Here is a 23,414-nt window from a genome sequence, read left to right on the forward strand (position 1 = left end):
CGTCTTATCCAATATATTACCAATTTGGCCTGGATGCACAGGGGGCTCACGGCAGGTCAAGCACGACCAGGGCACGGGGCGGCAGGGTCGCCGTCAGCACCCCGTCGGCCAGGCGCGCCCCGTCGAAGGGCGCCGGGCGCACCGTATCCGGTGCGGCAAAGGTATTGGCGCTGGTGATGTCCGGCGCGGTCAGCACCTGGCCCGACACGCGCGTGCCGGAGGCGCCGCGCAGGGCAATGCGCACCCTGGCCGGCTGGCCCGGGTCCAGATTGCTCAGCGCCACGTGCAGGTGGCCGTCCGCGCCGCGCACCGCCGAGCCATGCACCGCCGGCACCTCCAGCCCGGCGTGGCGATAGGCCGGCGTCTCGAGCTTCAGCGGCAGCGCGGTCGCATCGCGCCAGGGCTTGTACAGCATGAAGACGTGATAGCTGGGCGTGCGCAGCATCCTGGGCCCGTCGGTGAGCAGCATCGCCTGCAGCACGTTGACCATCTGGGCGATGTTGGCCATGCGCACGCGCTCGGCCATGGGCGGTGAACACGTCCAGCGTGACCGAGGCGACCAGCGCGTCGCGCAAGGTGTTCTGCTGTTGCAGGAAGCCGGGGTTGGTGCCCGGCAGCGGCGCATACCAGGTGCCCCATTCGTCGACCACCAGCGCCACGCGCCGCTGCGGGTCGTACTTGTCCATGATCGCGCTGTGCCGGGCGAGGTAGTCGTCCATCAACAGCGCGCGGGAGAGCGTCTGGATCCAGCCGGCCTCGTCGAAGGTGGTCGAGGAGGCGCGCGGCGGCCAGCCGCTGGGCGGGATGGTGTAGTAGTGCAGGCTCAGCCCGTCGATGTACCGGCCCGCGCCGCGCATCAGCGTCTCGGTCAGCGTGGTGTCGTCCTCGTTGGGGCCGGGCGCGATCCTGAAGAGCGTCTGCCCCGGCTGCGGGCGCAGGAAGGTCTGGTAGCGGCGGTACACGTCCACCGTGTACTCCGGGCGCATGTTGCCGCCGCAGCCCCACAGCTCGTTGCCGATGCCGAAGTACGGCACGGTCCACGGCGCCGGATGGCCGTTGGCCGCGCGCTCGGCCGCCAGCGAGCCGTGCGTGGCGGTCATGTACTCCAGCCACTGCGCCATCTCCGAAGGCGGTGCGCTGCCCACGTTGCCGGCGATGTAGGGCGCCGCGCCGATCAGCTCGGCCAAGCCCATGAACTCGTGCAGGCCGAAGGCGTTGTCCTCCTCCACCCCGCCCCAGTTGCTGTTGATCCGCACCGGCCGGTCCTTGCGCGGGCCGATGCCGTCGCGCCAGTGGTAGTCGTCGGCGAAGCATCCGCCCGGCCAGCGCAGCTGCGGCACCTCCAGCGCGCGCAGCGCCGCCAGCACGTCGTTGCGATAGCCCCGCGTGTTGGAGATCTTCGAATCCTCCCCGACCCAGATGCCGCCGTAGATGCCGGTGCCCAGGTGCTCGGCGAACTGGCCGAACACATTGCGCGAGACCTGCGGCCCGGGCTGGTCGGCCTGCAGCGTGCCCTGCACCTGGACCTGCGCGAGGGCCGCGCCGGCCCCGGCCAGGCCCAGTGCGAGCAGCGCCAGCCGCGTGCGCCAGCGACGTGGGAGGATCGGACGCGCCACGGCGCCCGCATTGCCGACTGCATCGTTCATGGACTGCTCCAAGGCAAAGGGAATGCCGTCCGCCGAGACGAACGGCGTGGAATTCATCGGGCGCGTGCGATCACAGGCGCCCCTTGCGCGGCCTGGCCCAGGCCGAAGCCGTCGTCGTCGAAACCGCCCTGCCCGCTCCCCGGCGGCGCAGGGCGCTACAGCCGCACATAGAGTTTGCGTCGGTCCATCCACCACGCCAGCAGCCAGCACACCAGCGTGTAGGCGATGGCGCACAGCAGCGAGCCCAGCGGCCCCGGCGCGAGGCGCTGGAACAGCGTAATTCCGGCCCAGTCGTACAGCCCCACGCCCGGCGCCACCTGCACCAGTTGCAGGGTGACCACGAACAGCTCGGAGAACAGATAGATCGCCAGCGGGTTCTTGCCCAGCACGGTGAAGAAACCGCTGCCGCCCTGGTGTCCGCCCAGTTCGATCCAGCCCACCAGCACGCCCAGCGCGATCAGGTCCAGGCCCACGGTCAGCAGCACGAACGGCCCGGTCCACAGCTTCTTGGCGATGGGGAACAGCGGATGCCAGGCCAGCGCCAGCAGCACCAGCGCCGCGCCGGCCACCAGCATCGTGCGCACCGCGCGCGGCGTCTTGCCGGCCTGCTGCAGGAAGCGCCCGGCCAGGTAGCCGCCGAGCACGTTGGCCGTGGCCGGCAGCGTGCCCAGCAGGCCCTCCGGATCGAAGCCGCCGGCCTTGCGGTACAGGTGGTCGCGGCCGAACAGCCACAGGTCGATGCGCGTGCCGACATTGCCCAGCCGGTCCAGCGCCAGCCCCGGCGGCGATGCGACGTACAGCAGCGCCCAGTAGCCCAGCAGCAGCGCCGCGGCCAGCCACGGCAGGCTGCGCGGCGGCAGGTAGCGCACCGCCAGCGCCGCCAGCAGATAACACAGGCCGATCCGCTGCAGCACGCCGGGCAGGCGCGTCTGGCTGAAGGCATTGAACGCCCAGCCGCCGCCTTCGACGCGATGCACGAACGGATACCAGTACATCAGCACGCCCAGCAGCACGATCAGGCCCGCACGCTTGAAGATGCGCCGCAGGAACGCCGCCTCGCTGCCGCCGCCAGCGGTGAAGGCCAGCGCGTTGCCGGTGACGAACAGGAACGTCGGGAAGATCGCGTCCGCCAGGGTGAAGCCGAACCAGGGCGTGTGCGAGAGCTGGGCGTAGGCCGGCGCACCCGGCCCGGCGGTGTTGACCAGGATCATCAGGAAGATGGTCACGCCGCGGAACACGTCCAGCGACAGGAAGCGCTCGCGCGTTGGGCGCAGGGTCGCCACCGATTCGGTCGCCGCGCTCATGGCGCGTCCAACTGCTGCAGCAGCGCGGTCAACGCCGCGGGCACGTCGCGCAGTGGCGCGGGCGCCGGCGGCGGCTCCGTGCGCGCGACCCAGGCCAGCTCCCACTGCTTGACCGACGCCTTGAACGCCGCCTCGTCGAACGGTTGCCCCTGCGCGGCCGAGGCGCGCATCGCGCCGAGCAGCTGCTGCCAGCGCGGCAGGTAATAGCCCGCGACCATGCCGGCCCAGGCCTTGGAGGCGTAGTCGGACAGGTTGCCCTCGCCGCCCCAGATCGTGACCTGGGCGCGCGCATTGCGCACGTAATAGGCCGAGGTGGCGGCATCGTCGCCGTAAGCGCTGGCCTGGCCCTGCCACTGCGCCAGCGAGTCGGGCTGCGCGGCCAGCAGCTGGTCCACCGCGGTCGCCAGCCGGGTCACGCGCGCGGTGAGCGCATCGCCCTCGGCCAGCGCGCCGCCCTGGTAGGCACGCACGGCCTGCTGCAACAGCCCGTCGATGCGCTCCAGCGCGTAATGCGCGCCGACGTCCACCAGGTCGTGCCGGAATAGCGGCGCGTCGCGATACTGCGGCGCCAGCGCCAGCAGCCCATCGATGCCCTCGCGCAGCGGCGCCAGCTTGCCGGGATCGCCCTCGAAGCTGACGATGTCCGGCGTGGGCCGCTTGAAGAACAGGTACGAACCCGCGCGCCCCTTCCACCAGCGCGTGTCCCAGTAGCGCGTGCGGTAGACGCCATCCTGCAGCGCCGCCCAGGCCTGCGCCAGCTGCGGCGAGCTGTGGCCATAGCGCGCGCGGGCGTAGCCGTCGAACCACGCCGGGAAGGACTGCGCCGGCCCCGGGCCGTTCCAGGCCAGGTCGTACAGGTAGGCATACACCACCGAGTTGGTGTCCAGCCCTTCCGGGAACACGCCGAAGCCGGCCAGCTGCCCGTGCCCGCCATCGGCCAGCAGCGCCGACACATCCTGGCGGTAGAAGTCGAAATCCCCGTACACCGGGTTGGCCCCGCCGTAGTTGTGCACGTAGCCGTAGATCCACGGCTTGCCGTCGAAGGCCGACGAGGCCTTCCACGTGCCCGGATAACGATCGTTGCCGATGTCCAGCACCATCAGCTTGTCGTCGGGCACCTTGTGCAGGAAGGCCGCGATCGCCTCCGGCGTCCAGAACGCCTTGTCCGAGCCGAACAGCCAGCCCTGCATCACCCAGGTCGCCTTCGGATTGGCCGCGCGGATCGAGGCATACAGCGCCGCGCCGTAGTCGGCCAGACGCGCATGCTTCTGTTCGGGCGTCACCTGCGCGGCGGTGTGGGTGGCCGCGGTGTTGGCGGTGCTGTCGCCGTAGCTGGCCAGGCGCGCGTCGCTGCCGTCGGCCGACACCGGCGGCACCATCTCGTTGAAGGCGTCGGCCAGGTAGTACTCGCCCGGGCCGTAGGCCTGGGTATAGAGGTCGATGAAACGCTTGGCGATCCTGGCGAACAGCGGATCGGCCGGGTCCAGCCAGTAGGTCTCGTGGAAGCCCTCCCAGGCGCGCATGCGATAGATACGCGCCTCCGGATGCGCCTGGGCGAAGGCCTTGGGCACGTAGCCGGCGAAGGCCGGCAGGATCGGCTTCATGCCCAGCGCGCGCATGCGCGCCAGGATCTGCTTCTGCAGCGCGGCCTTGCGGTCGATCCAGGCCTGCGGCAGCGGCGCCTGATAGCCCTCGATGTTGCCCATGCGCTGCCACGGGGTGAACGCCGGGCCGGAGAAGTATTCGGCCAGCCCGGCCTCGGACACGCCCAGCCCGCGCCACAGCTGCTGCCAGATGGCCTCCTGGCCTTCCATCGCCAGCGGCATGTCGATGCCGTGCAGCGCCATCCAGTCAATCTCGCGCTCCCAGCGCGCCCAGTCCCAGAACGGCGTGGTGTAGCCGTAGGTGCAGGTGTTGAGATAGGCGCGATGCGCGAACGGCGTGGCCACCACGCCGCTGGACTGCGCCGGCCACACCGCCGGCAGCGCCACGCGGTCGCCCTCCCAGCTGACCGACAGCGCGCCGGCCTGGTTGAGATAGGCGTAGGCGCCGCGGCTGAGCGCGACCTCCGACGAGCCGGTGATGCGCACCTTGCCGGCGCTGGCGTCGATCCGGTACCAGGCCTTGGGCTGGGCCGCATCGCGCTGCACGCGCAGCTCCAGTTCGGCCGCGCGCGGACCGATGCTCCGCTGCAGCACCGCGCGCGCCGCATCGCCCTGCGCGGCCAGCGCCTGGCCGGCACAGGCCAGCAAGGCCAGGACGAGCGCGGCGCGCGAGGACCTGCGCAGGCGCGCGGGGATCAGGGAAGGGCTTGAAGGCTGCATCGGGAGCTCACTCTCTAGTATTCGATCGACACCACATCGCGCAGGCCGTATTCGGCCCCGGCGACCACCTGCAGGATCACCACCAGCGTGCGTTCGCCGGCACCGGCCGGCACCGGCACGCGCACCGGCTCGCCGGCCGCCGCGCGCGCCACCGGCCGGCCGTCCAGGAACACCTGGGCCGGGCCGGTGCAGCGGCCCAGGCGCAGCCAGCCGCCGCGCTGCTGGATGCCCGCCCACGGCGTGAACTGCGTGCGGTAGAGCACGTAGCCATCGCCCTCGGCGCGGGTCTCCACATTGCCAGGCTGGAAGAAGCTCCAGCTGTTGTTGTCGTTGGGCGCCCGCCGCAGCGCCGGATCGGGCGGCCGGGGGAAGGGCTGCGTGTGACGCCAGCCGCCGACCACCTGTACGCCGGCCACCACCGGCACCGACGGCGGGACCGGCGCGCGCAGCAGTTCGATGTCCAGCCGCGCCGGGCGCAGGCCGGGACTGCGCGCCTCCAGGCGCAGACCGCGCGCGCCGGCCTCGCCCTGCACGATCGCCTGCGCCAGGCCATTGAACAGATCGACCGCGCTGGCCGCATCGGGCGCATGCCGGTTGGGATCGCCGTTGCCCACGCCCAGCACGCGGCCACCGCGGATGGACAGCTGCACCGGCAGATTGGCGGTGGGCACGTGGCGGCCCTGCGCATCGAGCGCCTCCAGCGTCACCGGCTGCGCGTCCTGGCCGTCGCCGCGCATCCGCGCGTGGTCGGGCACCAAGCGCAGGGCGACCGGCGCGCCCGCGGTTTGCACGCGGTGACGCGCGACCTCGCGCCCGCCGCTGTAGCCGACCGCCTCCAGCACACCGGGCTCATAAGGCACCTGCCACGCACAGTCGGCGAAGCGGTCGTTGCGCTGGCGACCCAGTGTGCGGCCGTTGAGCCACAGCGCCACTTCCTCGACGTTGGCGTAGGCGATCACCTTGATCGGCTGACCCTCGCGCCCGGGCCAGGTCCAGTGCGGCATCAGCTGCAGCACCGGCGCCTCGTCGATCCACAGCGCGCGGCGCAGCCAGTAGGCGCCCTTGGCGAAGCCGCACTGGTCCAGGATGCCGAAGAACGAGGCCACCGACGGCCATTCGAACGGCGAGGGCTCGCCGCGATAGTCGAAGCCGGTCCACACGAAGCTGCCGGCGATGTAGGGACGTTCCGCGATCAGCTTCCACGCCTGCCGGTGCGTATTGCCCCACGGCGCGGCCTGTGTGTCGTCCTCGGCGATGACGTGCGCGTCCAGGTCGGTGAACCACGCGCCGCGGGTCTGGAAGGCGCTGGTGTCCTCGGAGGACAGCAGCGGCGTGTCCGGGCGCTGCGCGTGCACGCGGTCGTAGTTGAACTGGCGGTAGTTGAAGCCCAGCACGTCCACCGCGTCGGCGACATTGCGCGCGGTGAGCATGCCGTCGTTCATGGCCGCGGTCAGCGGGCGGCTGTCGTCCAGGGCGCGCACCTCGGCGGCCAGGCGCCGGGCCATCTCATAGCCGGCCTGCGTACCCTGCAGCGGTTCTTCGTTGAGCAGCGACCACATGAACACACAGGCGCGGCTGCGGTCGCGCCGCACCATCCAGCGCAGCTGCTCCAGGTTGTCCGGCGCGGTGCTGAAGACGCGGTTCTCGCCCAGCACCAGCAGGCCCAGGCGGTCGCAGACATCCAGCAGCTCGCGCGCCACCGCGTGGTGCAGACGCACCGCATTGCAGCCCATCGACTTGAGCCGGCGCATGCGGAATTCCAGCAGCGCATCGGGCACGGCCACGCCCACACCGGCATGGTCCTGGTGCAGGCACACGCCCTTGATCTTGGTCGGCACCTCGTTGAGGAAGAAGCCCTCGCGCGCGTCGAAGCGCAGCGTGCGAAAGCCGATCCGGCACTGCGCCGCCTCGTCCGGCTGGCCCTGCGCGCCGACCCGCACGCGCACGGTGTGCAGCGTCGGCGACTGCGGCGACCAGCGCGCCGGGTCGGCCACCTGCAGGTCCACCCGCGCGCAGGCCTGGCCCAGCGGCGCCAGCGCGTCGAGCTGCGTGCGGCCCTGCGCCAGCGTGCGCCCGTCCTGGTCTTCCAGCCACACCGCCACCTGCACCGCGCGCGCCTGCTCGCCGGTGTTGGCCAGCTGCACCTCCACCGGCACCTGCCAGCGCCCGTCGGCCTGCAGGCGCGGGACCGCGCTCAGCCCATCGCTGACGATGTGCACCGGCTCGCGGATGACCAGCCAGGCATGGCGATACAGGCCGGCGCCTTCGTACCACCAGCCGTCCATCGCCTCGGCATCCACCCGCACCGCGATGGTGTTGGGCGCCTGACCGAACTGCGCCAGCGCGGTGATGTCCACGTAGAGGCTGGTGTAGCCGTTGGCGTGGCGCGCCAGCAGCACGCCGTTGACCCAGACCGTGGCGTGGCTGGCCACGCCGTCCAGATGCAGCTCGATGGATTTGCCGCGGCAGGCCTCGTCCAGGCGCAGGCTGCGGCGGTACCACGCGATGCCGCGCGGCTTGAAGCCCTGGGCGATATTGCCCTGCGGGTCGAACGGCTGTTCGACCGCGAAGTCGTGCGGCAGCCGCAGCGGCCGCCACGTCGAATCGTCGAAATCCGGCGAGGCCGCGCCCCAGGCCTTGCCGGCCTTGGCGTTGTCGTAGGTCTCGTCCTGGCCGGTCAGGCGCGGCGCCGGGAAGTCCCCGGCGCAGAAGCGCCAGCCCTCGTCCAGCAGCCAGGCGCCGGGCGCGCCGGCGGCGGCCGGCGGCTGCAGCGTGGCGGCCGCCGCCGCTGCAGGGCCGGCGGCGCGGACGGGGCGCGGCAGCAGCCAGGCCGAACCCAGCATCGCCGTGCCGGCCATGAACTCACGTCGTTTCATCGCCTCCCACCTGGCTGAGGGGCCGCCGCCCGACGGCGGCCCGGATCGGACCCCACGACACCGCCGCGGGTCAGAGCTCCCAGGTCATCGACAGGTAGTAGCTTCGTCCGGTCACGCCGGTCATCTGCCAGCGGCTGGCGATGTCCTTGTACGCCTGTTCCTTCTCGTCGGTCAGGTTCAGACCGCCCAGTTGGAAGCTCAGCTTGTCGTTGACCTGGTAGCCCAGCACCGCGTCGAGCTGGGTGCGCGCCTCCATGGTGTGACCCTCGCGGGCGAAGAAGCTGTCGCTGGCGTCCTGGTCGTACTGGCTGCGGTGGTTGAGCGAGACGCGCGCGGAGAACGTGTCGTTCTCCCAGTAGCCGGTGAAGTTCCAGGTCTTCTCCGACAGGTTGCGGATCTTGAACTGCGTATCGCGCTGCGGGATGACGCGGGTGTAGTTGGCGGTCAGGCCGAAGCCCTCGATCGGCAGCCAGGCATCCAGCGACTGGGTCCAGCCCAGCTCGTAGCCCTTGATCTTGACCTTGCTCGGATCGTTGAGCGTGGAGGTGACCTCGTAGACGGTGCCGTTGGCCGCCACGCAGTCGCCGCTGGCGTTGGTGGACAGCGCGGTCCCGTTGAAGCTGGTCGGACAGCCGATGGTGTTGTAGGTGCCGTTCTTGACGTTCTTCCAGAAGCCGGCCAGGGTCAGGCCGCCGCCGCTGCCGTAGTACCACTCCAGCGACAGGTCGGCCTGATCGGCGGTCAGCGCCTTCAGGTCGGTCTGGCCTTCGTTGACGTAGACGTAGTTGCGGCCGCCGGTGTCGCTGCCGGTGGAGATGGTGGTGGCGATGTTGGTGTTGCTGGTCAGGATCGGGCGCACCAGCACCTTGGCCGCGGCGAAGCGCAGCAGCAGGTCCTCGCGCAGGTCCAGCACCAGGTTCAGGCTCGGCAGCCAGTTGTGGTAGTCGTACGGCGCCTTGGCCGTACCGACGATGTCGTTGGCGTCCTCGCTGAACTCCGAGGCCTGGGTCAGATAGGTCTTGGTGTTGCGACGGGTGTCCTCGTAGCGCACGCCGACGTTGCCGCGCAGGCGCATGCTGCCCAGGTCCGTATCGATGCGCGCCAGGGCGTAGGCCGAGAAGATGTTGTTGGCGATGTTGTAGCTGCTCTGCGGCGCGTACAGCACCGGCACGGTGATGCCGGCGGCCTTGAGCGCGGCGGCGTAGGCGTTGACGTCCGGCGCCACCCAGTCGGTCTGCGAGGCCAGGTTGCCGTCCATGTAGTTGCGCAGGTTGACGTAGGCGGCCGACAGCTCGGGGAACATGCCGTAGCCGCTCACCGCGCCGGAGTTGACCAGGTACAGGAAGTCCTTGCGGTAGATGTCGCGGTCCAGGGTCTCGCGGCGGTACTTGGTGCCGAACTTCACCGAGTCCAGCGCGCCCAGGCCCAGGTAGCGCTCGGCGTCGAACTGCAGCGACCACTCCTTGTTCTGCATCTTGCGGATCGCGCCGTTGGGATACTCGTCGCGCACCAGGTTGCGCTTGTCCCAGGCGCTGGTGTCGGTCAGGTCGGCGTCGGTGACCAGCGAGATCGCATCGGGGTTGGAGGAATCGAAGATGGTCGAGGTCGGCAGGCGGCCCAGGATCGCCGCGCGCTCGTCCTCGTCGGTCTTGCCCTCGGTGTAGTTGGCCGCGCCGGAGAAGGTCCAGGCCTCGCCCTTCCACTTGGCGTCCCAGGTGGTCAGCTGGGTGCTGAGGTCGTGACGCTCGAGCTGGCGGTTATTCTCCAGCCAGTAGTTGGACGCCGACACCCGGGTCGCGGTCAGGCCCTGGGTCTGCAGCACGGTCTGGTAGTTGCGGTCGAAGGAATAGACCAGCTGACTCATGTCGTTGTCGGTCTTGTCCTGCGAGTACAGCGTGGTCAGGCTGGTCTCGAACTGGTCGTTGACCTTCCACTGCAGGCCGCCGCTGAACATCTTGCGGTCGGTCTCGCGCAGGATCGAGCGATAGCGCGGGCGACGCGGAATGTAGAGCGTGCCCTCCGGCGTGTCCTGGGTGAACCAGCGGTCGATCCACAGATAGTCGGCGCGGTCCTTGAGCTTCTGGTAGCCGGCGCTGAGGAACACGCCCAGCTCGCCGCCGTCGCCCATCTTGAACTGGTCGATGTAGGTGCCCACCACCTTGGGCGTGGGCGCGCCGCCGGCGAATTCGGCGTACTGCTCCTTGGCCGACACCAGCACCTTGCGCTCCTTGTAGTCCAGCGGCTTGGTGGTGTTGATGTTGACCGTGCCCGACAGGCCGCCGGCGTCCATGTCCGCGGTCGGCGACTTGATCACCTCGATCGAGGCGGCCACCTCGGGCTGGATGATGTCGTAGCGGAAACCGTCGGTGAAGTTGGCGCTCTTGATCGCCTGACCGTTGATGGTGGTGGCCGCGTACTGCGAGCCCAGGCCGCGGATGCTGATGGTCGAACCGCGGCCGTTGATGCTGGAGATCTGCACGCCGGGAATGCGCTGGATGGCCTCGGCGATGTTCTCGGCCGGGAACTTGCCGATGTCCTGGGACGAGATGCCGTCGGTCATGCGCGTGTCGGCGCGCTTGGCGTCCAGCGCCGTTTCCAGGCTCTTCTGGAACGAACCGGTCACCGAGACCGCGTCGAGCGTCTTGGCGGCGCCCGGGTCGGCGCCGGCGGCGTCCTGCGCCAGGGCCGAGGCGTGGAAAAGACTGGCCCCGATCGCGGCGGCCAGCAGGGAAATTGCGAGAGAGGTCGGAGTACGGCGCACGGGCGAGTCCTTTGGATTGGATGGCGGTGTGACGACGAGAGACCGCAGCGAGGCGCGCCGTGCCGGGATGGCGCCCGCTGCCAGGCTCCACCGCTCGACCACTGCTTCGACGCCATCTGAACCGGCCCGCGCGTGGCGCACCGGCGTCCGCGCCCACCCTTCCCCAAGGACGCCCGGACCTGTTCAAACCCCTGCTGCGACGCGACATTGGTATGCATACCAATCGCGTTGCAGCATTGATATGGTATTAAAAATGTTTTGTCAACATCCCTGAAACATTGGTGAAAACAATCGAGCGCAAGCCTGGTGCCGCGCGCTGACAACGATGATAAAAGGCTTATTTATAGGCATTTTCAGGAGATTCTCGCACCGCGGAACAGCGCGCCATCTTCGTCGGCGAGTCATCAGAAGCCCATCGTTGTCATAAGACGACCCAGATACCAATTTCCCTCGACCGGTTTACGCCCAGGATCGCGCGCAATCAAAACGACCCCACCGCCTTTACCGCCAACCCTCGCCGTCCCGTACCTCATTCCAATCAATGACTTGAGAGAGAACCTGCATGCCACCCCGCCTTCCGCAACCGTTTACAGCCCACGCCGACCCCGGCCGGCGCCCAGCAGATTTCGTTGACGCCCTGTTGACAACGTTGTCAACGCCGAATCAGACTCGATTCACGGTCGATGGCGGGGGACGCATCGACAGGGTCGTACCTCTCGGGAATCGGACGTGCCTGGCCAAGCCAACCCATCATTCGGAACTGCCATGACCACGGCCGCGCCCTTCATCGCCGCCGACGTGGGCGGCACGCATGTGCGCCTGGGCCTGGTCCGCCCGACCGGACACGACCTGCAGCCGGTCGAGATCCTCAGCTACCGCAAGTACGCCTGCGCCGATTACGGCGGGCTGGCCGAGATCATCGGCAACTTCCTCGATGGCCTGGACGGCCCGCGCGTGCGCCGAGGCGTGATCGCCAGCGCCGGCTTCCCGCTGGAAGACGGCACGGTGATCACCGCCAACCTGCCCTGGCGCCTGTCCCCGCGCGAGATCCAGGGCACGCTGGGCTTGGACGATCTGCGCCTGGTCAACGACTTCGAGGCCGTGGCCTATGCCCGCCGCGCTGGTCGGCGACCAGGAAGTGCTGCGCCTGACCGGCCCGGCCACCGTGTCCGAGCGCGGGCCGACGCTGGTGCTCGGCCCCGGCACCGGCCTGGGCGGCGCGGTATGGATCCCGACCGGACGCAGCGCCACAGTGCTGGCCACCGAAGCCGGCCAGGCCGCGTTGAGCGTGGGCACCGAGCTGGAGATGCGCCTGCTGGCGCAGATGCTGAAGAAGCAGCCGCACGTGCCGGTCGAGCACGCCCTGTCCGGCCCCGGCCTGCTCAACCTCTACCGCACGCTGTGCGAGGTGCGCGGCGTGGCGCCCGAGCATTTCGCGCCCAACGCGGTCACCGCCGCGGCCGGCCACGACCCGCTGGCGCGCGAGGCGCTGGAGGTGTTCTGCGGCCTGCTGGGCAGCACGGTGGGCGACATGGCCCTGCTGTACGGCATCACCGGCGGGGTCTACCTGGCCGGCGGCATCCTGCCGCGCATCCGCGAGTTCCTGCTGCAGAGCAGCTTCGTCGAACGCTTCCTCAACAAGGGGCCGATGCGAGCGGCGCTGGAGCGCATTCCCGTGCGACTGGTCGAGCACGGGCAGTTGGGCGTCCTGGGCGCCGCCAACTGGTACCTCGGCCAGACACAACAACCGCACTGACGTCCTTCGCACGCCGCCCTTTGGCGATCGCGCTGGACGGGACATTCGGCATCCGCATCACCTTGTCGTCCTTGAACACTGCTCGTTTTTCGCACCGCACCGATGTAAGGCCTGGCAGCCCACTGCCACAACCCAACTTCTAGACCGGGGAAGCATCATGACCTGCAAGAAATCCCTCCTCAGCGTGGCCATCCTGACCAGTCTGAGCTTCGCCGCTCAGGCCCAGCAGACCGACAGCAGCCAGACCGCCACCGACCTGGACACCGTCAAGGTCGTCGGCATCCGCGGCAGCCTGGAGCAATCGCTCAACACCAAGCGCGACGCCAGCTCGCACGTGGAAGCCGTCAGCGCCGAGGACATCGGCAAGCTGCCCGCCAAGAACGTGGCCGATACCCTGCGCGAACTGCCGGGCGTGAACATCGCCTCGTCCTCCGCCAGCGAAGGCGCCTTCGACGAAGCCGACCGCGTGTCCCTGCGCGGCACCAGCCCGAGCCTGACCCAGACCACCCTCAACGGCCACGGCATCGCCACCGGCGACTGGTTCGTGCTCTCGCAGGTGCAGACCGTCGGCCGCAGCGTCAGCTACTCGCTGCTGCCCTCCGAGATCGTGGACCAGGTCGTGGTGCACAAGTCCTCCGAGGCCAAGCTGGTCGAAGGCGGCGCGGCCGGTTCGGTCGACATCATCACCCGCAAGCCGCTGAACTTCGACAAGCCGCTGACCCTGGAAGGCTCCTTCGGCGCGGTCTACTCCGACCTGCCGGGCGACACCAAGCCGCAGTTCAGCGGTCTGCTCAACTGGAAGAACGATGCCGACACCTTCGGCATCCTGGTCCAGCCGTTCTACGAGAAGCGCAGCCTGCGCCGCGACGGCCAGGAAGTGGTCGGCGGCTACGGCACCGCCACGGTCGGCGGCCAGAGCGTGCTGTATCCCAACCTGATCGGCGCCACGCTGTTCACCCAGGAGCGCGAGCGCCAGGGCGGCACGGTCGACCTGCAGTTCAAGGCCTCCGACGACCTGACCTTCGACCTCAACGGCTTCTACTCGAAGATGAAGGCGGACAACTACAACCGCAACTTCATGATCTGGGGCAGCCAGTTCGTCGGCGCCCAGACGCCGGACAGCTACACCGTCAACAACGGCGTGCTGACCAGCGCCAGCTACACCCCCAACGGCACCACCCCGTACGGCGTGTACGACATGATCTCGCGCCCGGGCGCCGAGTCCTCGACCAACTACGTCGCGCTCAACGCCGACTGGCACGTCAACGACAGCGTGGCGGTGAAGTTCGAGGCCGGCAGCAGCCACGGCGTGGGCAAGAGCCCGCATCAGAACGTGCTGGAGACCGGCATCTCGCCCACCGGCGGCACCGTCGGCTGGCAGATGCACGGCATCGGCAGCGTCATCGACGCCTCGCTGGGCACCGGCAACACGCCGACCACCCAGGTGCCGTCGGCCGGCTGGATCTTCGGTGACCAGGGCATTGAGGTGAAGGACAAGGAGAACTGGTTCGCCGCCGACAGCAGCTGGACCAACACCGAGGGCGTGTTCAGCTCGCTGGACTTCGGCGTGCGCTACACCGAGCACGAGCGCCACAACGACTTCGATATCGGCCAGGGCCCGCTCAACGGCATGCCGCCGCTGTCGGCGCTGCCGACCACCGGCGGTTCCTACCCGAGCGACTTCGGCGACGGTATCGGAGGCAACCTGCCGAGCGGCATCTGGTACTACACGCCCGGCCAGCTGGCCGCGATCGACGCCGCCTACGCCAACCGCGATCCGGTGACGCGCTTTAACTGGCAGAACGTCTACGGCGTGAAGGAAAACAACGGCGCGGTCTACCTGCAGGGCAACTTCGAGGGTGAGCGCTGGAGCGGCAACATCGGCGTGCGCTACGTCAGCACCTCCAGCACGGTGCGCTACAACCAGGGCGTGGCCGCCACCATCCCGGGCGCGATCACCGGCTCGGCCTTCGGCGCCTACCTGCCGATCGAGGCCAAGAACAGCTACAGCAAGCTGCTGCCCAGCGCGAACTTCAAGTTCGACTTCAGCGACGACCTGGTCGGCCGCGTGGCCGCGTCCAAGACCCTGACCCGCCCGGACTACTCGGCGCTGGCCGGCTCGCTGTCGCTGGATGACCTGACCCACACCGGCAGCGGCGGCAACCCCTACCTCAAGCCGCTGGTGTCGACCAACTTCGACCTCTCCCTGGAGTGGTACTTCATGCCGCGCGGCCTGCTGGCCGCCAGCGCCTTCTACATGAAGATGAAGGACTACATCGACGTGGGCGGCTCGCAGACCATCCAGTACAAGGACCAGCAGGCCAGCTTCGACCAGGGCACCGACGTCTACGCCAACTACCAGGTCACCGTGCCGGTCAACACCGACGCCAAGGTCAAGGGCGTGGAGCTGACCTACCAGCAGCCGATCGGCGAGCACTTCGGGACCAGCATCAACTACACCTACACCGATGGCGACACCGACACCGGCACGCCGATGTTCGGCACCTCGAAGAACACCTACAACGTGGCCGGCTACTTCGAGAACGACATCTTCAGCGCGCGTGTGTCCTGGAGCTACCGCGACAGCTTCTACGCCGGCGCCAGCCGCGCCACGCCGTTCTACCAGGACGACTTCGGCACGCTGTCGGCCTCGCTGGGCTGGAAGTTCAACGACCACCTCTCGCTCAGCCTGGACGGCCTGAACCTCAACAACCCCAAGGCCAAGTACTACACCGACAGCACGGTGGGCTTCCTGCCCTATGCGGTGTACTCCAACGGGCGCCAGTACTACCTCAACCTGCGCGCCAAGTTCTGATCGGCGCCAAGTTGTTGCATGCTTGACCCTTGAACGGGCCCGGACATGTCCGGGCCCGTTCACTTTTCGGCGGATCGCGCCCCGGCGCGGTCCCATGTCACGCACGAGGTGTTCAGAAGATGTCCCTGCCCCGCCGTCTTGGTCCTGTCCTGCGCGCCGCCGCCCTGCTGCTGGCCGTGGTCGCGCCCGCCGCGCTGGCCGCGCCGCTGCCGCTGATTCCCGCCCCGCAGTCGGCCGTAGCCAGCCAGGGCCGCTTCGCCCTGGCCGCCGGCATGCGGGTCGGGGCGCAGGGCGAGCCCGCGCGCCAGGCGGCCGAGCAGTTCATCGACCTGCTGCACAACAGCGGCGGCCCGGCGCTGGAACTGGCCGAGGAAGGCGAGGCGGCGCAGGCCCCGATCCAGTTCGTGCTCGATCCGGCCGCCGGCCCGGCCGAGGGCTACCGCCTGCAGGTCACGCCCGAGCGCATCAGCATCCGCGCCGCCGACGGCGCCGGCCTGTTCTACGGCGGCGTCAGCCTGTGGCAGCTGCTGCCGGCCGGCAAGGGCGCCACCGGCCTGGCCGCGGTGGACATCACCGATGCGCCGCGGCTGAAGTGGCGCGGGCTGATGCTCGATTCGGTGCGCCATTTCCAGAGCGTGGAAGAGGTCGAACGCCTGCTCGACGCGATGGCGGTGCACAAGCTCAACACCTTCCACTGGCACCTGGCCGACGACCAGGGCTGGCGCATCCAGATCGACCAGTACCCGCTGCTGACCCAGGTCGGCGGCTGCCGCATCCCGCTGGGCGAGGCGGGCTTGGGCGAGGACGGTCAGCCGATCCAGGAATGCGCCTTCTACACCAAGGAGCAGATCCGCACGGTGGTGCGCTACGCCGCCAAGCGCCACATCACCGTGGTGCCGGAGATCGACATCCCCGGCCACGCCACCGCCGCCATCGCCGCGTATCCGGAGCTGGGCGTCGACCGGCCGCAGCTGCAGGTCGCCAACGGCGCGGGCGTGTATCCCAACCTGTTCAACGCCGACGAGGCCACGCTGACCTTCCTGGAGAACGTGCTGGGCGAGATGCTGCCGCTGTTCCCGGGCACCTTCTTCCACATCGGCGGCGACGAGGCGGTCAAGGATCGCTGGAAGGCCTCCAGGCACATGCAGGCGCGCATCAAGCAGCTGGGCCTGAAGGACGAGGAGGCCCTGCAGGGCTGGATGATCGATCGCCTGGGCACCTGGCTGGCCCAGCACGGCAAGCGCATCATCGGCTGGGACGAGATCCTGCTGGGCGGCCCGCTGCCCGAGGGCGCGGCGGTGATGTCCTGGCGCGGCACCGAGGGCGGCATCGAAGCGGCGCGCAAGGGCCACGACGTGGTCATGACCCCGGCCTCGCACCTGTACCTGGACTACCTGCAGACCGCCTCGCCGGCCGAGCCGCCGGGCCGGCCGCTGCAGATCCCGCTGCAGAAGCTGTACGCCTTCGACCCGGTGCCGGCCGAGCTGGACGCCAGCCAGCGCCAGCACATCATCGGCGTGCAGGCCAATGTCTGGACCGAGCACATGCACAACTTCGCGCGCGTCGAACACGCGGTGTTCCCGCGCCTGGCCGCGCTGGCCGAGGTCGCCTGGTCGCCGCAGGCCAGCCGCAACTTCGAAGACTTCAAGGCGCGCCTGCCCAACCTGCTGGCGCATTACCGCGCGCTGCACATCGGCTATGCGCGCACGCCGTTCCAGGTGCTGTTCGACACCCAGGCCAACGACGCCGGCACCCAGGCCACGGTGGCCCTGTCCAACCCGCTGGACTATCCCGACATCCGCTACACCCTGGACGGCAGCGTGCCGGCGGCCGACTCGCCGGCCTATACCGCGCCGCTGACCGTGCCGGTGCCGACCACCGTGCAGGCGGCGGTGTTCTTCGACGGCAAGCCGCTGGCGCCGCCGACCGTGCTGGGGCTGACCACCGAGGCCCTGCGCACGCGCAGCGACGAACAGCTGGCCATGTGCACCGACCAGCTGATGCTGCGGCTGGAGGACGACGGCCCGCGCGAAGGCGCGCGCGCGGTCTTCAACGTGGACATCTTCAACCCGTGCTGGCTGTGGAAGGGCGCGCCGCTGAGCGGCATCGGCAAGGTGACGGTGCGCGCCGGGCGCATGCCGTACTTCTTCGAGCTGGCCCACGATGAGTCCAAGCGCAAGTTCAAGCCGGCCAAGACACCCTACGGCGAGCTGGTGATCCGCAACGGCTGCGACGGCCCGACCCTGGCCAGCCTGCCGCTGCCCAAGGCGCCGGCGGCCGACGGCTTCCTGACCCTGGAGGCGCCGCTGACCAACGCGCCGGCCAAGGCCGACCTGTGCGTCTACTTCACCGGCGACACGCGTCCGGAGATGTGGGTGCTGGATCGGATCACGCTGCAGCCCGCCGCGCCGTAAGGCGGCGGCGCTGCCGCCGCGGCGAAGTGAGCTCCGGATGAGCCCTTCGCCCCTGCAGAGTTTCCGAACCGCGGAGACAACGGTGCTCGGTGGGAGCGACTGTGCCCAAAATCTCGCACCAGCCTGCCTGTAGAGCGGAGCTTGCTCCGCTGAGGCCTTCCCCGCGAACCGAACGAAGAGCAGCGGAGCAAGCTCCGCTCTACAGGTGGGAGCCTTGCTTTTTAGTTAGCGCCGCGGGAACAAGCGCAGCAGCAGATCGCGCGCCGGCGTCCTGGCGACCAGCAGGCCCAGCGCCACGCCCAACGCATCGGCCAGCGCATCGAAGGCATCTGGCGTGCGATCGACGGTGAACCAGCCCTGCAGGAACTCGATCAGCACCCCCAGCATCACCAGGCCCGCCCCGGCGCGCAGCAGCGCGCGCCGGGTGGCGAACAGCTGCACCGCGCATACGGCCAGCACGAAGAACGCGCTTGCATGCTGCAGCTTGTCCACGCCCGGCGCGACCTGGGGAATGTCATCGCCCGGCAGCAGGCAGGTGGTCACCACCACCGCCATCGCCAATACCCACAGGCCGACCCAAAAGGCCGGCCAGCACAGCGGCTTCAGGGCCGGCGCGCTCACAGGCGCCACGTCAGATCGCCGGTGAGGAAGGCCGCGTCGAAGTTGCAGTCGCGCGCGAAGCCCATGCACTGGAAGCGCTCGCCCATCTCGTTGGGCAGGGTGAGCTTCTTGAACGCATTGCGCAGGCGCAGCGCGCCGGCCTCGTCGGCCTGCGCCTCGGCCTCGGCCAGGCGGTCCATCAGGCCGTTGCCGAGCAGGAAGCCGGCCTGCGTGGCATAGCCGGCCAGTTCGAACCCGGCCCCGGTGCCGGCCTCGGCCAGCGCGGTGAAGTCCACCGACGCGGTCAGGTCCTGCAAGCCCGGCCAGCGGAAGACGTCGCCATGCATGCGATGCCGGTAGAACGCCCGCAGCGTGCCGCTGCTGCGCTGGTCCAGGTAGTACTCCTTGCGCGGATAGCCGTAGTCGCAGAACAGCATCGCGCCGGACTTCAGGCCGCCGATCACCGCCTGCACCCAGTACGGCAGCTGCGGCAGCAGCTCGGAGCGGTAGCCGTCCTCGAACAGCACATCGCGATAGCGCTCCACGTGGCGCACCGCCGCGGCCAGCAGCGGATCGGCCGGCCGGTCGGTGGTGACGAAGGCGCCCTGCCCGTCCAGCGCCACATGTTCCTCGAACACCTCGCCCTCGCGCAGCACGAAGCGCGGCGTGGGCAGCGCATCGATCACCTCGTTGGCGAACACCACCCCGTTCCAGTCCTCGCCCGGCGGACCGTCCAGCCATTCCACGCAGTCGAATACCGGCGGGATCAGGCGCTTGCCCAGACGTTCGCGCTGGCGCTGGCGCAGGTCGGCGCTGGGCTCCAGGATCCAGTACTTGTCCGGCATCGCGTCCAGCTGCAGCAGGCGCTTGAGCATGACCTCGGCGAACGCGCCGCTGCCGCCACCGATCTCCAGGAAGCAGGCCTGCGGCCCCAGCTGCTGCAGCACCGGCGCCAGCGCCCCGGACACGGCCGCGGCGAACAGCGGCCCCAGCTCCGGCGCGGTGACGAAGTCGCCCGCTTCGCCGAACTTGGCCGCCCCGGCGCTGTAATAGCCCAGCCCCGGCGTGTACAGGCAGCGCTCCATGAAGCGCGAGAACGGGATCGAACCGCCGGAAGCGGCGATTTCGCCGCGGATCAGCGCGGCCAGCTGCTCACTGTGCGCCAGGGCGTCGGCATCGGGCGTCGGCAGGTCGGTCATGCGGAAGGGGAGGGCCTGATGGGAGAGATCGGCCATGGTACCTGCCCGGTCCTGAGGGCTCGCCCACACGCGGGCCGATGCTGTCCGCAGTTCGTCCGCCTGCGACCCGGTCGTTGCTGAGGTGCGCTCCGGGCACAGGCGCGCATCCGTCCCTGTGCTGTCTTGACGTTGCTGACTGCGAAGCGCAACGGCGGATGGGTGCCTGCGCCGACGCAGATCGAGGCGATCGCCCGTCGCATCAGGCGTGGAGATGCCCGTGAAGACCGCGACCTGCGCATGAAACGCACTGGTTCCTCGTGCAACCACCGCGCAGCCCTAGCCAGCACCGGCGGGGCTGCCTATGATCGTGAAGCCTATTTCCCCGGTTTCCCCATGACCTATTGCGTCGGCATCGAAGTGGACGAAGGCCTGGTCTTCGCAGCGGACACCCGCACCAGCGCATCGTTCGACGATGTGCGCGTCTACCGCAAGATGCATGTGTTCGAGTATCCGGGCGACCGGGTGTTCGTGCTGCTCTCGGCCGGCAACCTGGCCACGACCCAGCTGACCATCTCGCGGCTCAAACGCGACGCCGAGGATCCGGACTGCACGCGCAGCCTGCGCACGTTCAAGCATCTGTTCGAGGTGGCCGAGTACGTGGGCGAGGTGCTGGTGGCCAGCCAGGCCGCGGTGACCGACCAGGCCCAGCAGAGCGGCGTCAGCGTGCAGTCCACGCTGGTGCTGGGCGGGCAGATCGCCGGCGAGCGTCCGGGCCTGTACATGGTCTATCCGCTGGGCAACTGCATCGCCACCTCGCCCGAGACGCCCTACCTGCAGATCGGCGAGTCCAAGTATGGCAAGCCGATCCTGGACCGCATCCTGCGCCCCGGCACCACGCTGGAGGACGCGGCGCGCTGCGCGCTGGTCTCGCTGGATTCGACCATCCGCTCCAATCTGTCGGTGGGCATGCCGCTGGACATGGCGATCATCCGCGCCGGCGATCTGCGGATCAGCCAGCAGCTGCGCCTGGAAGCCGACACGCCGCTGTACGCCGAGATCCACGACACCTGGTCGCGCAAGCTGGAAAACGCGGTGCGCACGCTGCCACGCTTCCCCTGGGAGCCGCCGCGCGCAGGCGACGAGGCCGAGGAACGCGGCCCCGCGCCGGTCACCGCCCCGCCGCGGCGCATGGCGGCGCGGCTGGATCCGGGCGACGAGGCCGGGCAGCAGTAAGCGTAGCGAAGAGAGTCGAGGCAGCGCACCCGGCGCTGCATTCACTCCTCAGTTGTAGAAGTAGCCCTCGACGATGGCCTGATGCAGATCGCTCAGGCGCGTCTGGATATCGTCCATGAAGGCCGCCGGATTCTGCGCGGCCAGCCACACCGGGTCGGCGTTGCGGGTCATGCCGACCACGCGGTTGAGATGACGGTCCACGCTCGGGCGCGGCGGCATGGTCGGCAGCACGTGCTGGGCGCGGGTCAGGCAGAACTGCACGCTGCGCGGGAATTCGGTGTTCTGCAGCAGGAAGCGCAGCGCATGCTCGCCGGTGACGCGCTGGCGGATATGGCGGCGATACATCTGATACGCCGCCAGCGAGCGCAGCACCGCCATCCACTGCATGTTGCGGAAGGCCTCGCGGTCTTCCTCGGTGCGCGGTGTGATCAGGCCCGAGGCGCCGGCATCGATGATGCGCGTGGTCATGTCGGCCTGTTCGATGCCGGTGCCCAGGCGTAGGAACTGGTAACCGATGTCGCGGCTGACGTTGGCCGACAGCAGGCCGGAGACCTTCAGGCAGCCATCGACGGTGCGGTTGATGAACTCCTCGCGGTAGCGCCGCTGCAGCGCGCGCTCGCCGCTGGCGCCCACGTACAGGTGCAGGTCGTTGACCGCCTCCCACACCTCCTGCGGCAGCGCATCGCGGATGCCGCGCAGGATCTCGCGCGCCTGGGTCAGGGTGACGCGCAGCGAAGACGGATTGAGCTCGTCCAGCAGCAAAAAGCGCACCACCTCGGCATCGGCCACATCGGTGCCTGCATCGGGATGCAGCGCGTTGAACACCTCACCGGCGCCGACGGTGTCGATCATCGGCCGCCAGGTGAAGCGCACCGAGCGCGGCAGGTCCAGCTGCAGCATGCTGCCCACGCCAACCAGGCGCGCGGTGTTCTCCGCGCGGCGGATGTAGCGGCTGAACCAGTACAGGTTGTCTGCGACGCGCGAGAGCATCAGGCGTCCCCCTCCTCGTCGACCACCCAGGTGTCCTTGGCGCCGCCGCCCTGCGAGGAATTGACCACCAGCGAGCCGGGGGTCATCGCCACGCGCGTCAATCCGCCGGTGGTCACGTAGGTGTCCTGGCGCGAGAGGATGAAGGGGCGCAGGTCCAGGTGTCGCGGCGAGGGGCCTTCGTCGGTGACGATCGGCGCGGTGGACAGGTTGAGCGTGGGCTGGGCCATGTAGTTGCGTGGATCGTCCTGGATCAGCCCGCGGAACTTCTCGCGCTCGGCGCTGCTGGCGCGCGGGCCGATCAGCATGCCGTAGCCGCCGGACTCGTTGGCCGGCTTGACCACCAGCTGGTCCAGGTGCTCGAGCACGTACTTGCGATCGGCATCGTCGTGGCACAGATAGCTGGGCACGTTGGGCAGGATCGGCTCCTGGTCCAGGTAGTACTTGATCATCTTGGGCACGTAGGCGAAGACCACCTTGTCGTCGGCCACGCCGGCGCCCGGCGCATTGGCCAACGCCACCTTGCCGGCGCGCCAGCTGCGGATCAGGCCCGGCACGCCCAGCATCGAATCGGGGTGGAACACCTCCGGATCGATGAACAGATCGTCCACGCGCCGGTAGATCACGTCCACGCGCTGCGGGCCGTACACGGTGCGCATGTAGGTGCAGTCGTCGTCGGCGACGAACAGGTCCGAGCCCTCGACCAGCTCGATGCCCATGGCCTGGGCCAGATAGGCGTGTTCGAAGTAGGCGCTGTTGAACACGCCCGGCGTCAGCAGTGCGATCACCGGCGCATCGCCCGGGCGCGGCGACAGCGCGGCCAGGGTCTCGTAGAGCTGGCTGGGGTATTCGTCCACCGGCAGGATCGAGCTGGTCTCGAACAGCTCCGGGAACACGCGCTTGGCCACCATGCGGTTCTCCAGCATGTAGCTCACGCCGGAGGGGATGCGCAGGTTGTCCTCCAGCGCGTACAGCGTGCCGTCGGCATCGCGCACCAGGTCCGAGCCGCAGATGTGCGCCCACACGCCCAGCGGCGGGGTGATGCCCACGCACTGCGGACGGAAGTTGACCGAGTCGGCCAGCAGCATCGCCGGGAACACCTTGTCCTTGACGATCTGCTGCTTGCCGTAGATGTCGCCGATGAACAGGTTCAGCGCCTGCATGCGCTGCTTGAGGCCGGCTTCGGTGACCTCCCACTCGCGGCGCGGGATGATGCGCGGGATCAGGTCGAAGGGCAGCGTGCGGTCGACGTTGCGGCCATCGGAATAGACGGTGAAGGTGATGCCCATGACCCGGGCGGTGACGTCGGCGGCCAGCTGGCGCTCGGCCAGTTCGCGCCCCGAAAGCCCCTCCAGGTACTCGACCAGCCGGCGCGCGGCGGGGCGCGGCTGGCCATCGGCCTGGATCAGCTCGTCAAACGTGGAAGTCCGATACTTCGCCCAGTCCATTCGCTCCGTTCCGATGCCCTTGCAGCCAGCGGAAAGCGGTCGCGACAGGGTTCTTCGGCAACATGCCCGCAA

11 protein-coding genes and 2 pseudogenes are annotated in these 23,414 nt (G+C 69.2%); 4 read left to right on the forward strand and 9 right to left on the reverse strand.

Going from position 1 to position 23,414, the window contains the following annotated elements; all coding sequences use genetic code 11:
* Positions 1 to 46: 46 nt before the first annotated feature.
* The 5 genes and pseudogenes from QE438_RS12650 to QE438_RS12670 form a co-directional block, all read right to left on the reverse strand.
* A pseudogene (locus tag QE438_RS12650) lies at positions 47 to 1,571 on the reverse strand (alpha-L-arabinofuranosidase C-terminal domain-containing protein).
* A 230-nt stretch (positions 1,572 to 1,801) separates the two neighbouring features.
* Complete coding sequence (locus QE438_RS12655; protein WP_307184136.1) at positions 1,802 to 2,950, reverse strand: heparan-alpha-glucosaminide N-acetyltransferase domain-containing protein; 1,149 nt, start codon at positions 2,948 to 2,950, stop codon at positions 1,802 to 1,804.
* On the reverse strand, positions 2,947 to 5,274 hold the full coding sequence (locus tag QE438_RS12660) for an alpha-N-acetylglucosaminidase (protein ID WP_306995189.1): 2,328 nt from the start codon (positions 5,272 to 5,274) through the stop codon (positions 2,947 to 2,949). Before QE438_RS12660 ends, QE438_RS12655 begins: the two co-directional genes overlap by 4 nt.
* A 14-nt stretch (positions 5,275 to 5,288) precedes the next feature.
* Entirely contained in the window at positions 5,289 to 8,150 is a 2,862-nt protein-coding gene (gene galA, locus QE438_RS12665) for a beta-galactosidase GalA (protein WP_306995187.1), read from the reverse strand.
* 70 nt (positions 8,151 to 8,220) lie between these two features.
* A complete protein-coding gene (locus tag QE438_RS12670; protein WP_306995185.1) occupies positions 8,221 to 10,911 on the reverse strand; it encodes a TonB-dependent receptor in 2,691 nt (896 codons plus the stop codon).
* Between the two features lie 765 nt (positions 10,912 to 11,676).
* On the opposite strand from QE438_RS12670, the pseudogene QE438_RS12675 reads away from it, so the two are divergent.
* From QE438_RS12675 to QE438_RS12685, 3 genes and pseudogenes are all read left to right on the forward strand, one after another.
* A pseudogene (locus QE438_RS12675) lies at positions 11,677 to 12,667 on the forward strand (glucokinase).
* 157 nt (positions 12,668 to 12,824) lie between these two features.
* Positions 12,825 to 15,482, forward strand: coding sequence for a TonB-dependent receptor (locus QE438_RS12680; protein WP_130525199.1), 2,658 nt, complete (start codon positions 12,825 to 12,827; stop codon positions 15,480 to 15,482).
* A gap of 119 nt (positions 15,483 to 15,601) precedes the next feature.
* A complete protein-coding gene (locus QE438_RS12685) occupies positions 15,602 to 17,896 on the forward strand; it encodes a family 20 glycosylhydrolase (protein WP_307184135.1) in 2,295 nt (764 codons plus the stop codon).
* Positions 17,897 to 18,121: 225 nt separating this feature from the next.
* On the opposite strand, the gene QE438_RS12690 is transcribed toward QE438_RS12685, so the two are convergent.
* Positions 18,122 to 18,526 carry a VanZ family protein gene (locus QE438_RS12690; RefSeq protein WP_306995179.1) on the reverse strand — a complete coding sequence of 135 codons (405 nt, stop codon included), beginning with the start codon at positions 18,524 to 18,526 and terminating at the stop codon, positions 18,122 to 18,124.
* Entirely contained in the window at positions 18,514 to 19,695 is a 1,182-nt protein-coding gene (locus QE438_RS12695) for an SAM-dependent methyltransferase (protein WP_130521690.1), read from the reverse strand. The genes QE438_RS12690 and QE438_RS12695 overlap by 13 nt, the downstream gene beginning before the upstream one ends.
* A 372-nt stretch (positions 19,696 to 20,067) precedes the next feature.
* Here QE438_RS12695 and QE438_RS12700 point away from each other — a divergent pair, with 372 nt between their 5' ends.
* Entirely contained in the window at positions 20,068 to 20,907 is an 840-nt protein-coding gene (locus QE438_RS12700; RefSeq protein ID WP_130525202.1) for a 20S proteasome subunit A/B, read from the forward strand.
* A 48-nt stretch (positions 20,908 to 20,955) separates the two neighbouring features.
* Here QE438_RS12700 and QE438_RS12705 read toward each other — a convergent pair whose 3' ends face one another.
* Positions 20,956 to 21,897: an alpha-E domain-containing protein gene (locus QE438_RS12705; protein ID WP_130521688.1), complete on the reverse strand. Its 942-nt coding sequence runs from the start codon at positions 21,895 to 21,897 to the stop codon at positions 20,956 to 20,958.
* Complete coding sequence (locus tag QE438_RS12710; protein WP_306995176.1) at positions 21,897 to 23,342, reverse strand: circularly permuted type 2 ATP-grasp protein; 1,446 nt, start codon at positions 23,340 to 23,342, stop codon at positions 21,897 to 21,899. The genes QE438_RS12705 and QE438_RS12710 overlap by 1 nt, the downstream gene beginning before the upstream one ends.
* Positions 23,343 to 23,414 lie beyond the last annotated feature (72 nt).

Source organism: Pseudoxanthomonas sp. SORGH_AS_0997 (assembly GCF_031453535.1).
Lineage (GTDB): Bacteria > Pseudomonadota > Gammaproteobacteria > Xanthomonadales > Xanthomonadaceae > Pseudoxanthomonas_A > Pseudoxanthomonas_A winnipegensis.

Coding starts and splice junctions, on each gene's coding strand:
- QE438_RS12655 (WP_307184136.1), bottom strand. CDS start 2,950: ATGAGCGCGGCGACCGAATCGGTGGCGACCCTGCGCCCAACGCGCGAG.
- QE438_RS12660 (WP_306995189.1), bottom strand. CDS start 5,274: ATGCAGCCTTCAAGCCCTTCCCTGATCCCCGCGCGCCTGCGCAGGTCC.
- galA (WP_306995187.1), bottom strand. CDS start 8,150: ATGAAACGACGTGAGTTCATGGCCGGCACGGCGATGCTGGGTTCGGCC.
- QE438_RS12680 (WP_130525199.1), top strand. CDS start 12,825: ATGACCTGCAAGAAATCCCTCCTCAGCGTGGCCATCCTGACCAGTCTG.
- QE438_RS12685 (WP_307184135.1), top strand. CDS start 15,602: ATGTCCCTGCCCCGCCGTCTTGGTCCTGTCCTGCGCGCCGCCGCCCTG.
- QE438_RS12695 (WP_130521690.1), bottom strand. CDS start 19,695: ATGACCGACCTGCCGACGCCCGATGCCGACGCCCTGGCGCACAGTGAG.
- QE438_RS12700 (WP_130525202.1), top strand. CDS start 20,068: ATGACCTATTGCGTCGGCATCGAAGTGGACGAAGGCCTGGTCTTCGCA.
- QE438_RS12705 (WP_130521688.1), bottom strand. CDS start 21,897: ATGCTCTCGCGCGTCGCAGACAACCTGTACTGGTTCAGCCGCTACATC.
- QE438_RS12710 (WP_306995176.1), bottom strand. CDS start 23,342: ATGGACTGGGCGAAGTATCGGACTTCCACGTTTGACGAGCTGATCCAG.